Source organism: Streptomyces marianii, assembly GCF_005795905.1.
Lineage (GTDB): Bacteria > Actinomycetota > Actinomycetes > Streptomycetales > Streptomycetaceae > Streptomyces > Streptomyces marianii.
Genome location: NZ_VAWE01000001.1, coordinates 950,519 through 970,415 on the forward strand (window position 1 = coordinate 950,519; position 19,897 = coordinate 970,415).

The following is a 19,897-nucleotide window of genomic DNA, read 5'->3' on the forward strand; positions in this document are numbered from 1 at the left end:
TGTCACCGGCGTTCGCAGCAGCGCTCGAGAGGCGATGGCTCAAATATGGCCCACCTCATGCACCGCTCGATATCCGCCAGTCGGCCCCCCACCGGGGGGAAGCAAGCTCCCCCCACCGGGGGGAAGCAAGCTCCCCCGACCGGGGGAAGCCGTCACCTACGTGCCCAATGCCGAGGGCTGGCTGTACACCTGGCGATCATCTGGCATGCGATCCGTTTGATCTTGGTGCCGATGCACTCGGCAGGGCCGTTTGCCGTACGGAAGCGGAGCTCGTGCTTGTATCGGCCGTACGGCCGGGGAGCACGTGGATCGCTCGTGGGGCTCGGCATCGGTGATCACGATGGCATAGCGGTGCCCCCCGGGCGCAGTGTGAAGTCGTCGACGTCGATCACACGAGGCACCCGCCCGGTCGGCAACGGGATCCGCAGCAGGGCCGTACGCAGGTGCGGCGTCTCTGAAGTTGAGGCCCGCAAGACGGGAGGGAGTGCGGTGTGGGCTCGTGGCCGGCGCGGTGTGTCGACGTATGCGGCGAGACCCCCCGACCGTCATCCCCCGGCGAGTTCGGGACCTGCGTCCTTTGGACCCCGCGTGCGGGTCTGTGGACCCTCGCGTCCTGCCATGGCGGCGACCAGTACGCGGTCGGGTCGGATTGGCAGGTTCCGGTGCCGCACGCCGGTCGCGTGCCAGACGGCGTTTGCGATCGCCGCGGCGGCGCCCACGATCCCCAGCTCGCCTATGCCTTTGATCCCCACAGGGTCGTCGGGATCCGTATCGTCCACCCAGTCGGCCTCGACGTCCGGCACATCCGCATGAGTCGCTACGTGGTAGTTCGCGAGATCGGGGCCTATCTGACCGCCGGTGGCCCGGTCTCTGACCGCCTCCTCGTGAAGGGCCATGGAGATGCCCCAGGTCATCCCGCCGACGAGCTGGCTCCGCGCCGTCAGCGGGTTGACGATCCGGCCCGCCGCGAAAATGCCGAGCATGCGCCGTACCCGTACCTCACCGGTGGCCGTGTCCACGGCCACCTCCGCGAACTGCGCTCCGAACGAATGCCGTTCCTTCGGCGGTAGAGCGGCGACCTCCGCGGAGGTGTCCGCGCGCGCCGTGATCCCTTCGGGCGGGATGATCCCGTCCCGGCTCAAATGCTTCCTCAGCCTGCGTGCCGCCATCGTGACCGCCCAGGACCAGGAACGGGTTCCCATGGAGCCACCGGCGATCACCGCCGGGCCGAAGTCGCTGTCCCCTATGAGGACGCGCACGTGCTCCGGCGCCACCTCCAGTGCGTCGGCGGCAACGAGGGTGAGCGCGGTGCGTGCTCCGGTCCCGATGTCGGACGCGGTGATCCGTATGGTGAAGGTGCCGTCCGCCTCGGCCGTCGCGGAGGCCGTGGAGGGTGCGACTCCTGCGGGGTAGATGGCCCCGGCCGTGCCGGTCCCCAGTACCCAGTGCCCCTCGCGTCGCAGGCCGGGACGCGGGTCGCGGTCCGGCCAGCCGAACCTGCGGGCTCCCTCGGCGAAGCAGGCGAGCAGATTGTGGTTGCTGAACGGCAGTCCGGACAGGGGTCCTGCGGCAGGGAGGTTTCGGGTGCGCAGCACGATGGGGTCCACGCCGCACTTTTCGGCGAGTTCGTCGAGTGCGGACTCCAGGGCGAAAGAGCCGGGGGCCATGCCCGGCGCGCGCATCCAGGTCGGGGTGGGAACGTCGAGCCGTACGACCCGGTTACGGGTGTGGTGCGCGCCGGCGTCGTACATCCGCCACCCCACCTCGGAGCTCGGCTCGACGAACTCGTACTCGGTCGACGTCATGCTCAACGCGTCGTGCTGCACGGCGAGCAATCGTCCCTCAAGGTCGGAGCCGAGCCTGATCCGTTGTGCGGTGGGACTCCGGTATCCGGTCAGCGAAAACATCTGACGGCGGGTCAATGCCACTCTGACAGGGCGCCGTACCACCGTCGTGGCCATCACTGCGGCCACTTGGTGCGCACGCAAACCTTTCGATCCGAACCCACCTCCGACATGCTCCGAACGCACGTGCACCTTGGCTGGATCCATGGAGAACAACATCGCGAGGCCGTGCGCGACCCACAGGCTCCCCTGGTTGGAGTCGACGACCTCGAGCCTGTCGCCGTCCCAGAGTGCGGTCGCGGCATGGGGCTCCATCATGCCGTGGTGCTCCTCGGCGGTCGTGTACAGCTCGTCGACGAGGACCGGGGACGCTGCGAGTGCGGACTCCAGGTCTCCTTTCCGTGCCACCCCCGACGGCATGAGGGGGGTGTCCGCCGCGTAGGCGTCCGGGTGTTCGGCGGAGAACGCGACGTCGTGCGGCTCCTGCTCGTAGTGGATCACCAGTGACTCGACCGCCTCTCGAGCCTGCTCGGCGGTCGTGGCGACGACCAGTGCCACCGGCCAGCCGACATGGGGCACCCGGTCGTGCTGGAACAGAGCGACGGTCGGGTCCGGGGGCACACTCAGCACGTCGGAGTAGTTCTTCTCCACGCGTGGAGCGTTGCCGTGATGCAGGACGGCCAGCACGCCGGGCATCGCAGCGACGGCAGCGGCCTGGACGGAGCGGATGCGGCCGCGGGCGACGGTGGACAGCGCCAGTGCGCCGTGCGCGAGCTCGGGGAAGGAGAAGTCCCCGGCGTAGCGGGCTGCCCCCGTGACCTTGTCCCGGCCGTCCACCCGGATGTACGGGGTGCCGACACGACCCCTCGCCGTTTTCACCGCTGTCATCGTGAGGCCTCCTCGGTGATTTCCGTCAGCACAGCCACCACGAGGTTGCGCATCAGGGTCACCTTGTACCCGTTGTGGGGAAGCGGCCGGGCGGCGGCCAGTTCGGCGTCAGCGGCGGCGGCGAACGACGCGGGCTCCGCCGGCGCCCCGGCCAGTTGCCGTTCGGCCTTGCGGGCATGCCAGGGGCGGGAGGCGACCGCGCCGAAGGCGAGGCGCACATCACGTACGACATGGTCCTGCACGTCGAGTGCGGCGACGACCGAGCCGATCGCGAACGCGTAGGAGGCACGCTCGCGTACCTTCCGGAACCTCGAGTGCGCGGCGAGCGGTGCGGGCGGCAGGGTGACTCCCGTGACCAGCGCTCCGGGCGGGAGAGCGGTCTCGCGGTGGGGGGTGTCCCTCACGGGCAGGTAGAACTCGGTGAACGGAAGTTCTCCGGGACCTTGGCTCGTCTGGTACGAGACGACTGCGTCGAACGCCGTCAGCGCGACGGTCAGGTCCGACGGGTGGACGGCCGCACAGGATTCGGAGGCGCCCAGGATCGCGTGATTGTGGTGATCACCCTCGATGGCCGGGCAGCCGCTGCCCGGGACTCGCTTGTTGCAGGGTGTTGTGATGTCGTTGAAGTAGGCGCAACGGGTGCGCTGGAGCAGGTTCCCACCGACCGTGGCCATGTTGCGGAGCTGTCCGGAGGCTCCCGCAAGGACCGCCTGGGCCAGTGCCGGATACCGGCGGCGGACTTCGGGATGTGCAGCGAGGTCGCTGTTGACGATGGCCGCGCCGATGTGGAGGCCGCCGTCCGGCGTCACTTCGATTCTGTCGAGAGGCAGTCGACTGACGTCGACGAGCATGGTGGGCCGCTCGACGCCGGCTTTCACCAGGTCGACGAGGTTGGTACCGCCGCCGAGGAAGCGCGCGTCCGGGTGGGCTCCAAGTACAGCGACCGCGTCCGATGGATCGGTTGCGCGATGATAGCCGAACTCTCTCATCCCGCCTCCCCCGCCTCGGCTCTCGGGTTCTCCCCGTCCTGTCGGGCAGCGCGTGCGATGGCATCGACGATCGACGCGTAGGCGCCGCAGCGACAGAGATTGCCGCTCATCCGCTCGCGGATCTCGTCGGCGTTCAGGATCGGCTGTCCGGCCTCGGGACGGACGTCACGGGTGACGGCGCTCGGCCAGCCCGCAGCCTGCTCATCGAGCACCGCCACCGCCGAGCAGATCTGCCCCGGCGTGCAGTAGCCACACTGGTAGCCGTCGAAGTCGAGGAAGGCCTGCTGTACCGGGTGAAGCCGCTCGCCGTCGGCCAGGCCCTCGATCGTGGTGATGTCACATCCCTCGGCCGCCACCGCCAGTCGCAGGCAGGAGAGCGTCCGGCGTCCGTTGGTCAGGACCGTGCAGGCGCCGCACTGCCCGTGGTCGCAGCCCTTCTTGGTGCCGGTCAGACCGAGATGTTCCCGCAGTACGTCGAGCAGGCTGGTACGGTGGTCCACGATCAGCTCATGGTCTTCGCCGTTGATGTGCAAGGCGATGACGCTGGATGTCGACAGGGACACGGTCAGCTTCCTTTCGCGCAGCCGGCACATCGAGAGCCCCGGCGGACGAAAGGGCCAGACGACGAGAACAGCGGCGCGGCCGGCGCGGAACCGGTACAAGAAGCTCACCGGTCAGGCAACCTCTCCGCCTTCGACCGACCCAGGGAGGAATTACCTACCCTTACCGGACATCCATGGTGGAGCTATCGTCATTCAGACACACTAGCATTCCGAATTCCCCCGTCCAATCGGCATCGCGCCGGCTCCAGAGTGTGACTCGCGGGTACGGCCGGGACGTGAGCTGCGGGAAGTCGCCTCACCGCGCTGCCGTGCTCGGCCGGGACGGCCCTCGACGGGGCGGGTGGTGGCCGCGATGGATCAATGGCATGTGCTGCTGCCGGACCGGCTGCCGGCCTATATCAGCGCCCCGAGCAGTACGCGGCGAACCTGGCCCGCCTGCAGGCCAACCGAACCACCGCCGCCGCCCCCGGCGCTCCGCGGGGCGGATCGGCCCTGCTCGCCGGGCTGCTGCGCTGCGGTGTCTGCGGCGGGCACAAGATTGCCTCCCAGTATCACCGGCACGGCCCGCATCCGGTCACTCACCGGTATACGTGCGCCTATGAGCCGGTCAACTACGGCACCGGGAAGCCGTGCCAGACCATCGCCGGGCCGCCGCTGGATGCACATGCGGTCACCCAGGTGATGCAGGCCATCGCCCCGGCGGGACTGGAGGTGTCGCTGCGGTCCGCCGAACAGGACGAGGCCGAACGTGCGATGCTGGACCGGTTGTGGCACCAGCGGGTCAAACGCGCCCGCATCGGGAGGCCGCGCTGGCCGAACAGGCCCAGGTGGAGGCCGACCACCAGCGGTTTCGTGAGATCCGCCCGGCAGTGCTAAGCAGCGCCGAGCGTGAGGCCATCGCCACGCTGGCGGCCGATCTACCTCGACTATGGGCGAATCCGGCGGTGACCACCGCCGAACGCAGGGAGCTGCTGCGATCACGCCAAGACCCGCTGGCAGGCACCCATCCCACCCGAACCCCACAACGACACAGAGGAGCAAGGGCCATGAAAGTCCGTCCCGACATGGGGCGCACTACGGGTGGCACTCCTCAAGGCTCCAGCGGACACCGGCGACGCGGACCAGTTCGGACAGGGGCACTTCGGTGGGTGACCAGCACAGGTAGAAGGCGAGTTCGCCGGTGGACCGGTTGCGGCGGACGAGCAGGGGCGGTGGCTGCCGATGCCGATGTGGACCCAGACCCAGTCGTAGTACCGCGGTCCTTTCGCACCGTTGCCGGCGCTCTGGCGGTGCCAGACAGAGGCGGGCAGGCGACTCGCGACGGTATCGGCACGGACAAGGGTGCGGCCCGTGTTGATCCTCACCCGGGTCGAGCAGGCGACGGCCATCACGTAGCCGATGCCGCGTACCTCGAGGGCGGTGCGAAGCTGGGGGTCCTGGCCGTAGGCTTCGTCGCCGGTTACCCAGGAGGCGGTGATCCCGGCGTCCGGCGTGGCGGCGATCATCCCCGAGGCCAGACGGGGCTTGGTGGCGAACTGCACCGTCTCAGGTATCCCGGCCGCGCTGCGGCGTTCCAGATCACCCGACCAGGAGTGCTCGGGCAGGTGAGAGCCGTCGGTCGATCAGGGCCCGGCCCCGGCTGGTGGCCAGGGCGAGGAACACGCCGACCTGGGCGTTCTCGATGCGTCCCGCGATGCCGGTGTACTGGCTCTGCACTCCCACCGAGGACTGACCCTTCTTCAGGAAGCCGGTCTCGTCGACGACGAGAACACTGCCGTCGACGTCGAGGTGTTCGGCGGCGTAGGCACGCAGGTCGTCGCGGACGGCATCGGCGTCCGAGCGGACGGAGCGCAGCAAGCGTTGCATCGGCCCAGGCCGGGCAAGGCCGGCCTGTTCGGCCAGTTGCCAGCAGTTCTTCCGCTCGACGCTCGACAGTAGTCCGAGCAGGTAGGCGCGGGCCGCAGCCCGGGGTTCAACTCGCCCGAACCGGACCGCGATCCGCGCCATAACCTGATCGAACATCGCCCGTCAGCGGGCAGGGTCCACCCCATGGCCTGCGGCCACCGCACGATCTTCAGGAGTCCACACAACCCCCGATGGTCACGCGGTGGCCGTACCCGTTCTCAGCCGGGTCCGCGACAAGATCGCGAAGTCAGACTGGAGTAACGGCCAGGCTGTTGTAGAGTCACATGGTTTCTTGGCGGTGCGGGCCAGGAGCGGATGACGTGGGGAGAGGGTCCTACACAACGAGTTCCGTCCGAGCGGGTGATTTCCCGAGTCGCTCGCTCACAACGGAGCTTCGATGCGCCGTCAGTCCGTCGCGCCGCGCCTGGTCGCCGAACGGGACACCGCAACACCGCCGCCGCCTCCGCCCGCCTCCTGCAAGCCCGGTCGCTTATCGAGGCTCAGTCGGTGCAACCGGGAATCGGCTCGATGCCGCCCGCACAGTTGGTGGGGAGGTTTCCCTTGATGATGGTCTTGCCCGTGACTGTGATGGGCACCAGGCTCAGCACACCGCCGGGCTGGATGCCCGATAGGTTCTTCGTGATGCGGGTGCCGGCGAGGGTGACCGAGCCGTCCTCGATCTGCACCCCACCAGCGGTTTCCCCCGCTTGGTTCCTCGTGATGACGGTGCGCCTGACGACCACAGTGCCAGCCTCGTTGATGTAGATAGCGCCTCCGCGCGCATCAGTGGCGACGTTTCCCCTGATATAGGTGTCTTCGATCAGCGCGTTGCCCTCCACGTACAGGCCTCCGCCGTAGACTTTGGCGATGTTGTTGCTGATCTTGACGCCCTTCATCGTGAGTGTGCCCGATCCTTTGTTGATGAGGGCACCTCCGTCGTCGGCGGCAGTGTTCCGCAGGAACGTGGTGCGGAAGACCTGGAGGTCGGTATTGACGTTGTAGATCGCTCCGCCGGACTCACCCTCGGAGCGGTTGTCGCTGAACAGGCTGTCCTTGATGACGGCCTGCGCCCCCTGATGCAGGGCGCCACCGGTGTTGGTTGCCGTGTTCTGTGTCAGATTCGACTTCCGGACGACCAGTTCTGCACCCGATGCATTGAAGACCGCACCGCCGTCGTAGGCGACGTTCTGGGTGAGGACGCTATTCTCGATGACGGAAACGCCCAAGTTGTAGAGGGCACCGCCATTTTGCTTGCTTGTGTCGGCAACCGTATTCTTGGTCAGCATGACCCGGTCGAGCCCCACTTGGCCGCCCTGCTGGACGAGGACGCCACCGCCACCGTTCAGTCCGGGCGCGTCGGCAGACTTGCCCCCTGACACGGTGAGCTGGTGGAGCTGCAGGTCTCCGCCAGCGGCGACCTCAAAGACGCCGAATGCTTCGGCGGTGGCGTGTCGCATAACCGTGGCGCCACGTCCGTAAATGGTGATCGACGTAGTGATAGTGGGTAGCCCGCTCCCTCCCTCCCAAGCCCCGTCCAACACGTAGATGCACTTCCTCGTCAGTGCGAGCCGACCACCCCCGGTTTCGTTGAGCTGTTCGATCGTGTCGATGAGGGCGTCGGTTGCGCACGGCACCCGGCGGGCGGTGCGCTCGTCTGCGCCATAGGGCTCCCCCCTCACCGCCTGCGGGGCCTGGCCGGCTGATAGGACGGTCCCTCGCCCCGGATCGGCGCCCACCCGCTCCGGGTACAACCCTGCCTGTGCCACCGCAGCCGTTGCACACAGGCTCGAGGCAGCTGTGATGAAGGTGGCGAGGAGTAGGGGCCAACGGCCTCTCGGTGAACGAAGGGACGCTGGCGTGCCCGGCGCGGCCTTTGTGGTTCCAGACAGAGAAGGCATGATTGAAATCCCTTTCCCGGAATAACCCGAGTATCGAAGGGCTGGCGCCCTTCCCCGTGCCACGGGGGCGAAGGCACACGCACAGTAAATCATTAATCGGTAACGCTTCGTGACGTCTGGCAATGTCCGTTCAGGTGATGTGAGGGTCCTCCGCCCGAAAGATAACTCTGCGTTTGTCCAGCGGCGTTGATCGTATGCCGTACGGTCGTCGGTTGCCGCGAGGGGCATTGTCAGGTCGTGTGAATTGTCAGCGGCGGATCAGTTCAGGGTGTGTCGGCCCGGTACTACAACCGGACCGCGAGGCAGCGACGTTGAAGTCCTGTCCTTTGTGGGCACCCTGGCGCCGAGGCCTTGTGCCGGAACTGCTCGGCCACCTGCGCCGAACGCCATCAAACGAGTGCGCACGCATGCCCGAACCTCAGGCCCTGCACATGGCCCTCCCGCCTACCGGTCGACCCCGATCGCGACCATCTCTGCTCGCCCATCGTGCGGCCCCACCCTCACAGTCACATCGGCAGCCAACCTAGTGGTTCGCTGCCGCACGGCCACACCGAAGGCGTCGACACCCGCGCCAAGCGAATCATGTGGCAGATACGCGGCTGACCTCCTCCGCGGCCACATCCTCCTCGCCCGACGGATAACCGGCGTCATCGCCGACTGCGGTCCAGGCACTCGCTTGACAGACCCTTCATGAGCTGCACTGATCTCCATGGAGTCCCTGAAGCCTGGGTTACGATTCCAGGCGTAAGGAGAACCACGAGCAGTGCCAGCACCCCGTAGGTACCCCGATGAACTTCGTGAGCGCGCCGTCCGCGCTACCGGTCGGCCGGTGGCCCACGTGGCCCGCGACCTCGGGATCCATCAGGAGGCCCTGCGGGAGGCCGACGCCGGAGAGCGCGACGACCGGCTCACCACCGCCGAGCGCCACGAGCTGAAAGAACTCCGCAAGGAAATCGCCGAGTTGAGGCGTGCCAACGAGATCCTGAAAGCCGCCTCGGTGTTTTTGCCCAGGAGATCGACCGTCCCAGGACGAGGCCGAGCAGGTGATCGACCACTTGCGTGAGAAGGACCTCGGGGTCGATCCCATTTGCCGGGTGCTGAAGCTGTCTGCGTCGACGTACTTCGCGCGCAAGCAGCGACCGAAGTCGGCCCGCCGTCTGCGTGACGAGGAACTGATCCCGCTGGTCACGGCCGCTTGGGAGGAATCCGGCCGCACCTACGGCGCCCGCCGCGTCACACGCGCCCTGGTCCGCGCCGGGCACCGGGTGGTGCGGTGCACCGTCGAGCGGCAGATGGCTGAGCTCGGCATCGAGGGCGTCATCCGCGGCCAACGGCGCCGCACCACGGTCCCGGAGCCGGCCGCCCCGCGCCCGCCGGACCTGGTCAACCGCCGCTTCACCGCCGAACGCCCCAACCAGCTGTGGTTGGCCGACCTGACCTACATCCGGACCTGCTCAAGCTGGGTCTACGTCGCGTTCGTCCTGGACGCGTACTCCCGTCGGATGGTGGGCTCGCAGGCCCGCCACCCATATGCGCACGGACCTGCCGCTGGACGCACTGGAGATGGCACTGTGGAGACGGAGGATCAAGAAGGACTCCGGCCTCATTCATCACAGCGTCCGCGGGTCGCAGTACGTGTCCATTCGGTATACGTAGCGTCTTGCCGAGGTCGGAGCTTCCGCATCGGTCGGGTCCGTCGCCAACAGCTACGACAACGCGATGACGGAAGCCCTGAACGGCGCCTTCAAGGCCGAACTGATCGAGCATCAGGGACCGTGGCGGGACTTCGACGAGGTCGAACGGGCCGTCTTCCGATGGGTCGCGTGGTACAACACTGAACGACTTCACTCCGCCCTCGGCTACCTCCCGCCCGACGAATACGAGTATGCGTTCCGGGCGCGACGGGAGGAAGTCCCGCAGACCGCTTGATCACCCGATCGCGGACTCCACAAAACTCGGGGCAGCTCACTCATTAGGCCCTTCGATGGCGTTGATGCGCCAATTTGCTGATCACTCGGCGCGTCTGCTACTTCGTCGTGGATGTCCGACCGAATTATTGTGATCAGCGCGCCCAATGGCGGTCGTGGACGGACGTGCTGAGCAGTATTCCCCTAGCTCGGTGGGTGCCCGCGTTTCACCACAGCCTCAAGGTCTTGTCTGGTTCTGGCTGCAATCACGGCCTCATCAGTGACTCGTCCCATCGGGTCGAGGTGAACTGTCCAAGGAGTCAAGGGGCAGTGCCTAGGTGGACCAATACCGGCACTCGTAAGTCCGCGTCGGTACAGGCCGGTCGAGAAAGGCTTGTGCCTGCCAGCCTCAACGCAGTACGGATCGAACGAGAAAGCAGGTCACTTTCATGAGTTCTGACAACCGGACCGTGTCCGCCCTCGGCCCGCTTCCCAAGCGACGCGGATGGGTCGCCGGAAGTGCTGCCTCGCTGGCCGTCATCATGCTGGGCCTCTCCAGCCCGGCTCTGGCCGTCGTGAGCAACCCCACGTACCCGGATGGCATGAACACCGCCTCAATGACGGCCGACAAGTGCCGTGCCACGCCAAGCCCCAAGGTGTTCGCCGACCGCGGGGACCGGTGCAAGGGCAAGGTCGGGCCGACGGGGCCGACGGGTGACACGGGGCCGACCGGACCCACGGGCGACACCGGGCCGACCGGACCCACGGGCGACACCGGGCCGACCGGACCCACGGGCGACACCGGGCCGACCGGACCCACGGGCGACACCGGGCCGACCGGACCCACGGGCGACACCGGGCCGACCGGACCCACGGGCGACACCGGGCCGACCGGACCCACGGGCGACACCGGGCCGACCGGACCCACGGGCGACACCGGGCCGACCGGACCCACGGCCACGCGTCGGGTCGTCGGAGATTCGGCCGTGGTCCCGCCCGGTGAAGGGCGGCAGCTGTCAGCTCCGTGTGGTGTCTTCGACTTCGTAACTGGTGGCGGGTACTCCCTCACCGGCCCATGGCCTGGAGAGGTCCTCAGCATGCCGGACGCTGACGCGCACAGCTGGATCGTGGTTGTCACCAACCTGACAGCATCTCCAGTCAGCGTGCAGACCTACGCGCTGTGCACCACCTCATGATGACACTGGGTGAGGTTGTTCCGTAACTGCCGGTCACGGTGGAGACGATCTTGACGTGTCTGGTGTGGTCACGGCGGAGCCGTCCTGGGCAGTCCCGTTCACGGGCCGAGCCCGCGACAGTTCGGCGAGCTGATCACGTTGCCGCGACGCGAGGGTGCGGACCCGGTCCGCAGGGGCCGGCCATAGAGCCAGCCGCTGGAGGACCGGGTCCTGCCGGTTGCGGTGTGTTGGCGGAACAACCTGACCCCGCACCGGCTCGCGCCGCTGTTCGGGGTGCCGAAGGACGCGGACCGCACTATCGGCCACCTCGGCCCTGGACTCGTCGTCCAGCAGCGCAGGCTTCGAGCGGTGAGCCGGGTGCCGGTCGACGAAGGCGGCGAGTTCGGCCTTCCATAACCGAGAGCGGTAGCTGTCGGACCCTCTGCAGTCCGCCGTGATCAACAATCTGTCAGTATCCGGCAACATCATGCTGCCCTCGAGTTGGTCGTGGCTGGGCACCCGCAGCTCTGCGGGAAGGAATTCGTCCACTGTGGCAATCGTCTCGCTGCGATCCGGCTCGGCAGGGTACTCCCGATCCCCGGCGGGACCTGGCTCTGCAGCCGCGCATACTCGAAGAATCGACGCTGCGCTTCGCTGGTCTCCGCCGTCCGGCGTCGCAGGTTGTGGCATGCGGCGAGTAGCCGCGATTCTGCGCGGGCGCCTGCTTCGCCGCGTAGCAGGAGTCTGCGGCCGTCTTGGCAGGTCATGATCTGCCCGAAGACGGGTTCGACGATGGCTTTGCGTTGGGTGTAGGCAGCGCGTCCGGGTTTGGTGCGCAGTTTGCGGGCCATGCGTTCGCGCGCTGTGGCGTCGGCCGGGATGCGTCCGCGCGGGGCGGGGCTGACGCGTTCATCGTGGGACAGGTGGCCGGTGGCCATGAAGGTGTCGGTGCCGTGTTCTTCCTTGCGCTCAGCTGCGGCCTGAAGGTTCGCCTCGGAGCAGTAGCCCGCGTCGAGGAGCGCCTGACGTGCGTGGATTCCGGTGTTCGCGGCGGATTGGTCGAGCATGCCGGTGTAGTTGAGTGCGTCGGCGGGGTTGGTCGTGACGTCGGCGGCGGTGATGATCTGGTGCGCGTACCATGGCCTGGGCGTTGTAGGAGGCGAACAGGTCGTTGACGTCGCCGGGAGTGAACAGACGCAGCGACAACCGGGCCGTGGTCAGCGGCAGCAGCGAAGCGACTTCCGTGCGGACCCCCGGGACGCAGATATGGATCAAGTTGCGGACCGATTTCCGCATCACGGCTGCCCGGCAGCCACGCCTTTTCAAGAGCAGCGCTCGGCAGCCGTACTTCACCACGAGGCGCGGCATTCCAGCAGTTGTTTACTGACCCACGCTCCTAGCGGACGGGGCACGCCGGGTCCATCTGGCCACGGCCGATGACAGGGCACGGGCCTGCCCCGAGTGCGGGGTGTTCGCCACCCGGGTGAAGGGCTCCGCGACGACCCGGCCCGGCGATCTGCCGTACGGCGAGAGCGGGCTGGAGTTCCGCTGGCACAAGCGCCGCTGGTGGTGCCGGGAGCCCGGCTGCCCGCGCCGCTCCTTCACCGAGCAGATCCCGCAGATACCGGCCGGCGCACGGATCACCATGCGACTGCGCAGTGCCGCCGGGCGGCGCATACGCGACGCCGCCTCCACCGTCATCCAGACCGCCCGTGACCTGCACCTGTCCTGGCCGACCGTGATGGACGCCTTCCGCACCGTCGCACACGAGGTCACCCAGGCGCCGCTGCCCGAGGTGAAGGTGCTGGGCATCGACATGTCGACCACCTACCGCGCCGCAGTCCGCACCGGTCTCCCGCACGCCACCGTCGTGGTCGACCACTTCCACGTCGTCCAACTCGCCAACAAGATGCTGTCCACGGTCCGGCGCCGCACCACCGCCGAGACGCGTGGCCGACGCGGACGCGCCAGTGACCCGGAGTGGAAAGTCAGGCGGCACCTGCTGCGCAACCGAGCGGACCTCACCGAGGAGCACTTCGCCACCATGTGGACCGCACTGCTGGGCGAGGGAAGGATCGGCCAGACCCTGCTGACGACATGGATCGCCAATACCACACCAACGAGCCACAGCACGGGAAGCAACACCTTGATTCTCTGCAAGCCCTTGGCGTTTAAGGTCCGCCCGTGGTCAGCGCGGTGAGCTGACCACGGGCTTCGTCGTTCTGCAGACAGCAGGGCGGCCTTTGCGTGATCATGTCTTCTCGCTGAAGTCGACGTTGATCACAACAAAGGCCGTGAGGGTGAGTCTGCTGGACGATGCCGCCCACGTCGAGTCCCTGACCGTGTTGTCCCGGTCCCGGACCGACTTCTACGCCTGTCTGCCCGCCCGCGCGGATGCGCTGTTCGAGCTGACCGACGCGCTGCCATGCACGGAGGGTCCGGTCAAGACGCTGGTCGAGTTGTCGCTGGCGCCCGAGCACCGGCGAGGGCACGGAGCACTGTACGGAGCCTTGAATCACGGACGGCTGGAGGTGACGCGGCTGCGCCGGACGTCGGCCGGCCTGCCGCTGCCGCGCGCGGCCGACGGACGGATCGTGCTGGCCTGCGATGTCAGCAACTGGCTGCGGCCGGACGCGGCCACCAGCGCGGAGCGGCTGTTCTGCCACACCTACGGCCGGGGCAGGGGCTCGGCGCAGATGATCCCGGGCTGGCCGTACTCGATCGTGGCCGCCCTGGAGATGGCCGTACCTCCTGGACCGCGCTGCTGGACGCGGTCCGACTCGGGCCGGGCGACGACGAGACCGCCGTGACCGCCACGCAACTGCGCGAGGTGGTCGAGCGGCTACGCGCAGAAGAGCACTGGCGGGAGGGGGATCTGCCGGTTCTCATCGTCCTCGACGCCGGCTAAGACGTCACCCGTCTCTCCTTCCTGCTGGCCGATATGCCAGTGGAGCTGCTGGGGCGGATGCGCTCTGTCCGGGTCTTGTACTTCCCGCCCCCGCCGCAGCCGCCGGGCAAGGTCGGGCGCAAGCCCAAGCGCGGGGCGGAGTTCAAATTCGAGGCACGACAACACCTGGCCTGCACCGGCCCGCACCACCACCAGCGCGACCAGCCGATATGGTCAGGCCGTCGCCACCGCTTGGGACCGGCTGCATCCGCTGCTGAGCCGACGCTCGGCATGGGCCGACTACCCCGCGGGCGAACTCCCGGTGATCTCAGGAACGGTGATTCGCCTGCAGGTCGATCACTTGCCTGGGGACCGCGATCCCAACCGGTGTGGCTATGGTGGTCGGGCGTCGACGCCACGGCCGCGGATGTGGACCGGGTCTGGCACGCGTTCCTGCGAAGATTCGATCTTGAACACACCTTCAGGATGATCAAGCAGACGCTCGGCTGGACCCGCCCGAAGCTCCGCACCCCCGAGGCGGCGGACCACTGGACCTGGCTGGTCATCGCAGCTCACACCCAACTCCGCCTCGCCCGGCCGCTGGCCGAGGACCTCCGCAGGCCCTGGGAACGATCCGCCCGGCCCGGCCGCCTCACCCCCGCCCGCGTCCGCCGAGGATTCCGCCGCCTCCACGGGAAGACACCTCAACCAGCCGGTGCACCGAAACCCTGCACGGCAGGCCCCGGTCGACCCGCGGGGTCGAAGAACAGGCGCCGAGCCCGCGAGCACCCCGTCGGAAAGCAAAGCAAATCGGACACTGCCCAGTCCGCCTCAAAGCGGCAGGCTGCATAAACGCCAAGAGTGGCGTCCTGATTCTCGGAATCCGCCAGGACGAGAACTCCGTCGATGTCCACGATGACGCTGTCGTCGACGGCCGGACTGCCCGGGCTTATGTAGCCGCCGTCGACGACACCGCAGTAGCGCAGCTGCTGAACCCGGCGGTCGGCAACAGCTGCGCGAACGCAGGAAACGCTGAACATCGCTGCTGTGCAGCAGACGCGCCGTCCCCGCTCGACGTCACCGCTCGCCCGCGAGGTCGAGATCGCCGCTGCGCGTCTCGGCCGCGCTCTCAGCACCCCGCGGACGCCGCCACGGGTGAGCGATCGGATGGGACACAGCCCGCCACCACGGCTCCTCGGGCAGCTTCCCCGCCGGCTCGAACGGCTCACCGGGCAGCGGGAACGCCACCGCCTGGCCGGCCTCCTCGGCCGCGTCCTTCGTCCACTCCCCCGGCTCCGCCCACGCATGCAGAGCCAGGTTGAACGTGCCCCAGTGGATCGGCAGTACCACCCCGGACGGCCGCCCGCCCTGGAGGTCCAGATGGGCCCGCACGCCCTCGGCCGGAGTCATGTGGATGTCGACCCCTCGTTCTATACACGCCGTGCCGAGCATCCAGCCGTGCGGTTATGGGTCCCGGTCCACACGCTCTGCGCGCGCACCCAGCCGTCAGCCCATGTGGATCTCACCCAGCAGGCACGCGCCGTGATGCCTGCATTACCGAAATGAAGGTGGAACTGCCCCAGAACCATCGTTTGTGACCCCGATGGTTAGGATTGGCCAGTGCATGACGTTGAGTGGTCCCCTGCTGAGCTGCGGGAACTGGAGGACCTGAGGCAGAGGGAATCCCTGCTCCCGCCAGACGCCCCAAGGGCCCTGCTCTCGATTCGCCTGTCCGTTTTGACTGAGGAGACGACCTCCCCGGTCCGACAGGAATTGGATCTTCGCCGTTTCGCCGTGAACCGCGGCTGTCGTGTCGTGGGGGTAGCCCGGGATCTCAACGTCTCAGCGACGAAGGTTCCGCCGTGGAAGCGCCCCGAGCTGGGCGACTGGATCAACAACCGAGCGCCCGAGTTCGATCAGATTCTCTTCTGGAAGCTCGACCGGTTTGTACGCCGGATATCCGACCTGCACCTCATGATCGAGTGGTGCAGGGAGTACGACAAGGTGCTCGCGGCCGACAAGGATCCGATCGACCTCGACAGCGCGTACGGCGAAATGATGGTCACGATGATCGCTGGCATGGCGCGCATCGAGGCCGCGAATACCGGCGTGCGCCTAGAGTCCCTGTGGAAGTACGCGCGGACCACCGACCGGTGGGTAATCGGCAAGCCGACCTACGGCTACACGACGGAGGACGGCCCCGACGGGCGCAGGCTGGTCGTGCACCCGTTCCGCAAGCGGGTACTCCGGTGGATCTACGCCATGCTCATGCGCGGCCGGTCCATGTACAAGATCACGCAGATCGTGAACCGAGCGGGTGTTCCCGCGCCCAACGGCGGGAGGTGGTACGCGAGGAATCTGACAGCGATCTTGACGAACCCCGCACTCAAGGGCGTGCGGGTGATTCGGCCCCCCAAAGCGAAGAGCAAGGACATCTCGCGCATCGCTTATGGAACTGACGGTCAGCCGATCAGGCTCGCCCCTCCGATCTTCACTGACGAAGAATTCGACGCCGTCCAGGACAGGCTGAAGCAGAACGCCAAGCACGGGCGTAACTCTCCCAAGGGGAAGAAGCTGTCGCTGTTCCTCGGTGTGATCAAGTGCGGCACGTGCGACGCCAACATGTACAAGCACATATCGACGAAGAAGCGGTCAGACGGCACGGTCAAGCTGTATCCGAAGCTGCGGTGCTCGTCCTACACCAGGGAGCCGTGCGGAGCCCCGGTCTTCGACCCGGACGAGATGTACGGAGTCCTCGCTGACACCGTCCTTGATCAGCTGGGCGACTTCGAGGTGATCCATCGCGAGTACGCCCGGGGCGCGGAGAACCTGGCCCGTGTCACGGAGCTCCAGGCATCGATCAAGCACTACATGGACGGTCTCGCTCCCGGTGGCGTGTTCGCAGTCGGGGGGTTCATCCAGGAGCAAGCGAAGGAAGCACTCCAGAAGCTCGGCGCCGAACTGAAGAGGATTGACCCGGAGAGCACGAAGGACCGCTGGACGTACCAGTCTATGGGCGTGACCTACCGCCAGCACTGGGCCAAGCTTGGGACGGACCAGATGGAAAAGGACCTTCTACGAGCTGGCATCACATTCGTGGTTCACCAAAAGTACTGCGACCTCCTCATACCTGACGACGTGAAGAGCCGACTGGTCGTGAAGGACGATTACTTCAAGAAAAGCTGTAACACCAGAAGCTCCGCCGCACTGAGTACGGCGGGGTTGGCTGCAGCGCTCTGTCACGGTTACGAGCTTTCGCTCACCAGTCCTACTCACCTCATAGACGAACACCTTCAAGCCGTTCTCCAGATTTGTGCGATGCGTTCGGCAGCCGCCCTGAGGCGGCAGCCATGGTCAAATTCGGGCTGCGCCGCTCCACCTTCAGGAGCAGCCGTCCACGACCATCAATGCTCTCCGGGATCGCCGGTTTGGCTAACCGGCGATCGTCGGCTATGTTGCCCGCCGCTTCACGCTCCCGACGCCATCTTGGCCTCGCCTTCGGCGGGGGGGGGGGAAGAAGCTACATGATTCCCTTCCATCGCCACGGCGGCGCCCCGGCCCGGCCGCGCAAGCAGTCAATGCGGTATTGCGCCTCGCGCCGCCACTCCGGGCGGCTGGCAGCGTGCTGCGCGGCAAATGTCGTCATACGCAACTCGCGTGCGCCAGCGAGGAGTTCGTACCCTTCCCACTCCGTGACGTCAACGCCGTAGGTCTCGCAGAACACGGCGTACTCCTCGCCAGACACCGCGCCGGTCGTCGTGAGCTTCACTGCGGTCGACACGAGATCCCACTCCGGCGGGCCAAACGAAGCGCGCTCGAAGTCCATCAACACCGGGCCGGCCTCGGTGCGCGCCACGTTACCGACCCATGCATCCCCGTGGACTACACACTCCGGCAGGCCCTTCGGCCTCGAAGCCCATTGCCGCTTGAGATCTTCAAGCCTGCTGCTCAGCCACTGCCGGTCGTCGTCAGAAGTTGTGCTCGCTGCGTCGATGCGCTCAACCAGCCGGACGAACGGGTCCAGCTCACCCAGCGGCAGGTCTGGTTTCGGCAGGGCGTGCAGTTGCTTAAGGAGCACGACGACGTCGGTGACGGTACCGATTTCGTGTGGCGGCAGCTCTTGCCAGAACGTTACCGGGTGCCCGCTAGCTGATACCGGCTGGCGCAGGTCGAGGGCACGTACAGCGGGCACGCGCTTGGCTGCCAGCCAGCGGGCGACCTGAACCTCGCGCGTTGCGGCGGCAGACTGGCCGGGCCGAGCGATACGGACCACCATCCCCCCGGGCAGACGCCATATAGCGTTCTCAGCGATCCGTATCGGTTGGGCGTTGGTCGCGTCGAGGCCGGCGGCGAGGCACGCCTCCTCAAGTACGGCTTGGGTGGGCGTGGGCGAAGTGGTCACGCCTGCACCGTAGCCGCGATGCGCTCGCGCAGGTCGCTGGCCTCGGGGAGGTTCCGGTGCCGGCCTGCGAACCGGGCGAGTTCCCGCAGGTCCTCGGCGGCCCGGCAGGAGGTCAGCCTTCCGACGTCGTCCAGCGCTCGGTGGCCGAGCACGACCGCGTGCCGCGGATCGTCGCCCTTGGCCATGACCAGGGAAGCGAGTTTTGTCTCGGAGATGGCGCGCGAGCGGGCGAAGGCGTTGCTGTGGCCTTTCACCGCGATTTCGAAGCGGCGGGCCGCCTGCCCGGGGTCCTGGTCCGCGTGGACCGCGAGATCGAACAGCGCGTGGGCGGTGTCGCCGTGGTGCTGGGCGTAGTCGTAGTAGGCCATCCACGGCGGATCCTGTGCCGGATCGGACTGTTCGAACGCGGCGTCGGCTTCTCCGACCGCGCGCAGGGTGTTGGCTACGTCGCGCATCTTGCCGAAGGCGCGGGCGCGTGCGGTGTGCAACATGGCACGCTCGGTCGCGGTAAGTCGGTCGGAGCGCACCAGACCCTTCTCTGCGTGGGTTAGGCCAGTATCCGGATCTCCGACCCAGATTTCCTGCCGGGCCATGAACGAGTACGTCTTGGCGCGCAGGTGCCACTCCCCGGCTTCCTCCGCGCACTCAGCGGCTAGCCGGAAGCTGACTCGGGCATCATCGTGGGCGTACGCGTCGAACTGCGAGGCGCCGACGACAATCCCTAACCGGGCTACAGAGGCTAGGAGTTCAGCCCGCAGGGGCTCGGGGCAGGGCACCGGCAGCAGCGAGGCGCCCCACATGATGGCACCGCGGGCGAGTTCGCGCACCGCGCCGCCGCCTCCGTACTCGTTGTCCTGGCGATGGATGACATCGGCCAGCGACTCCAGCTGCCCGATCTCTCGCGGGCGGATCTGAGTCGGGATCTCCCGGGGGGCGGCTGGGGTCACGAGGTGGACGAGGTCTATGGGGGCGATGGCGGCAAGGCCGCTCGTAGCGAGGAAGGCGCGACGGTCCACAGAGGCAGGGCTCCCGCTTGGAGGTGTTGTACTACCTCTGCCCAGGATGCGGCCTTCAGGGATCTGAACCGACGCCTCCGCCCTGCCAGGGGGCGCACTTTCCGTTTCGGGGCCGGGTTTTTCCGTTTGCCCGAACACCATCCCCCACGCCCGGGTAAGGACTCCACCCGTCTGCAAGACCTCGTCCAAGCGCTCAGCCAAGTCCTTCGAGCAGGTAGCAGTCCCCTTCTCGATCTTCTCAATGAGTGAACCGCTGACCTGCACTTTCGTACCCAACTCAGCGTGCGTGAGAGGGCCACGCTTCTTGCGCCAGGTCCGCAGTTCATGACCGAACCAGTCACGCGGAGACGCGTCCGGAGTCAACTGCTTCTCGGGTCTTGGCATGGGCTGTTCCTCGCTCGCGAAACGGAATCTCGAGGTTTC

General features: G+C 67.3%; 10 protein-coding genes and 9 pseudogenes. 7 read left to right on the plus strand and 12 right to left on the minus strand.

The window, feature by feature from the left end; translation table 11 throughout:
* Window positions 1-277: 277 nt before the first annotated feature.
* From FEF34_RS04365 to FEF34_RS04380, 4 genes and pseudogenes are all read right to left on the minus strand, one after another.
* Window positions 278-449: pseudogene (locus FEF34_RS04365) on the minus strand (ISL3 family transposase); the annotation flags it as partial.
* Between the two features lie 96 nt (window positions 450-545).
* Entirely contained in the window at window positions 546-2,732 is a 2,187-nt protein-coding gene (locus FEF34_RS04370) for a xanthine dehydrogenase family protein molybdopterin-binding subunit (protein WP_138051942.1), read from the minus strand.
* A complete protein-coding gene (locus tag FEF34_RS04375) occupies window positions 2,729-3,721 on the minus strand; it encodes an FAD binding domain-containing protein (protein WP_138051943.1) in 993 nt (330 codons plus the stop codon). Before FEF34_RS04375 ends, FEF34_RS04370 begins: the two co-directional genes overlap by 4 nt.
* Window positions 3,718-4,284, minus strand: coding sequence for a 2Fe-2S iron-sulfur cluster-binding protein (locus FEF34_RS04380; protein WP_138051944.1), 567 nt, complete (start codon window positions 4,282-4,284; stop codon window positions 3,718-3,720). The genes FEF34_RS04375 and FEF34_RS04380 overlap by 4 nt, the downstream gene beginning before the upstream one ends.
* A 360-nt stretch (window positions 4,285-4,644) precedes the next feature.
* Between FEF34_RS04380 and FEF34_RS04385 the strand changes: the two genes are divergently transcribed.
* Entirely contained in the window at window positions 4,645-5,160 is a 516-nt protein-coding gene (locus FEF34_RS04385; RefSeq protein WP_138051945.1) for a zinc ribbon domain-containing protein, read from the plus strand.
* 207 nt (window positions 5,161-5,367) lie between these two features.
* Here the strand turns inward: FEF34_RS04385 and FEF34_RS44470 are convergent.
* Together FEF34_RS44470 and FEF34_RS04395 are read right to left on the minus strand one after the other, a co-directional pair.
* A pseudogene (locus FEF34_RS44470) lies at window positions 5,368-6,291 on the minus strand (IS701 family transposase); the annotation flags it as partial.
* A gap of 398 nt (window positions 6,292-6,689) precedes the next feature.
* Window positions 6,690-7,925 carry a right-handed parallel beta-helix repeat-containing protein gene (locus FEF34_RS04395; protein WP_171052812.1) on the minus strand — a complete coding sequence of 412 codons (1,236 nt, stop codon included), beginning with the start codon at window positions 7,923-7,925 and terminating at the stop codon, window positions 6,690-6,692.
* A gap of 925 nt (window positions 7,926-8,850) precedes the next feature.
* On the opposite strand from FEF34_RS04395, the pseudogene FEF34_RS04400 reads away from it, so the two are divergent.
* The 3 genes and pseudogenes from FEF34_RS04400 to FEF34_RS42555 form a co-directional block, all read left to right on the plus strand.
* Window positions 8,851-10,016: pseudogene (locus FEF34_RS04400) on the plus strand (IS3 family transposase).
* A 427-nt stretch (window positions 10,017-10,443) separates the two neighbouring features.
* Window positions 10,444-11,190: a collagen-like domain-containing protein gene (locus FEF34_RS41970; RefSeq protein ID WP_199800639.1), complete on the plus strand. Its 747-nt coding sequence runs from the start codon at window positions 10,444-10,446 to the stop codon at window positions 11,188-11,190.
* A 55-nt stretch (window positions 11,191-11,245) separates the two neighbouring features.
* A pseudogene (locus FEF34_RS42555) lies at window positions 11,246-11,565 on the plus strand (IS5/IS1182 family transposase); the annotation flags it as partial.
* Here the strand turns inward: FEF34_RS42555 and FEF34_RS44155 are convergent.
* Window positions 11,563-11,643: pseudogene (locus tag FEF34_RS44155) on the minus strand (hypothetical protein); the annotation flags it as partial. The pseudogenes FEF34_RS42555 and FEF34_RS44155 overlap by 3 nt on opposite strands.
* Before the next feature lie 173 nt (window positions 11,644-11,816).
* A pseudogene (locus FEF34_RS04415) lies at window positions 11,817-12,299 on the minus strand (transposase); the annotation flags it as partial.
* Window positions 12,300-12,592: 293 nt separating this feature from the next.
* Here FEF34_RS04415 and FEF34_RS04425 point away from each other — a divergent pair.
* Window positions 12,593-13,369, plus strand: a complete 777-nt coding sequence (locus FEF34_RS04425; protein WP_138051950.1) for a transposase — start codon at window positions 12,593-12,595, stop codon at window positions 13,367-13,369.
* A gap of 100 nt (window positions 13,370-13,469) precedes the next feature.
* Window positions 13,470-14,908 (plus strand): annotated as a pseudogene (locus tag FEF34_RS04430) (NF041680 family putative transposase).
* A gap of 225 nt (window positions 14,909-15,133) precedes the next feature.
* Here FEF34_RS04430 and FEF34_RS04435 read toward each other — a convergent pair.
* A pseudogene (locus tag FEF34_RS04435) lies at window positions 15,134-15,475 on the minus strand (MBL fold metallo-hydrolase); the annotation flags it as partial.
* Between the two features lie 201 nt (window positions 15,476-15,676).
* Here FEF34_RS04435 and FEF34_RS04440 point away from each other — a divergent pair.
* The gene (locus tag FEF34_RS04440) at window positions 15,677-17,584 is read left to right on the plus strand and encodes a recombinase family protein (protein ID WP_138051952.1); all 1,908 of its coding nucleotides are present in this window, start codon (window positions 15,677-15,679) and stop codon (window positions 17,582-17,584) included.
* Here the strand turns inward: FEF34_RS04440 and FEF34_RS04445 are convergent.
* From FEF34_RS04445 to FEF34_RS42565, 3 genes and pseudogenes are all read right to left on the minus strand, one after another.
* Window positions 17,577-18,458 carry an aminoglycoside phosphotransferase family protein gene (locus FEF34_RS04445; RefSeq protein ID WP_138051954.1) on the minus strand — a complete coding sequence of 294 codons (882 nt, stop codon included), beginning with the start codon at window positions 18,456-18,458 and terminating at the stop codon, window positions 17,577-17,579. The two genes, FEF34_RS04440 and FEF34_RS04445, sit on opposite strands and share 8 nt — an antisense overlap.
* Window positions 18,455-19,474 (minus strand): hypothetical protein, encoded by a 1,020-nt coding sequence (locus tag FEF34_RS04450; RefSeq protein ID WP_234043053.1) that lies wholly within the window; start codon window positions 19,472-19,474, stop codon window positions 18,455-18,457. Before FEF34_RS04450 ends, FEF34_RS04445 begins: the two co-directional genes overlap by 4 nt.
* A gap of 156 nt (window positions 19,475-19,630) precedes the next feature.
* Window positions 19,631-19,858, minus strand: a pseudogene (locus tag FEF34_RS42565) (helix-turn-helix domain-containing protein); the annotation flags it as partial.
* Window positions 19,859-19,897: the final 39 nt, after the last annotated feature.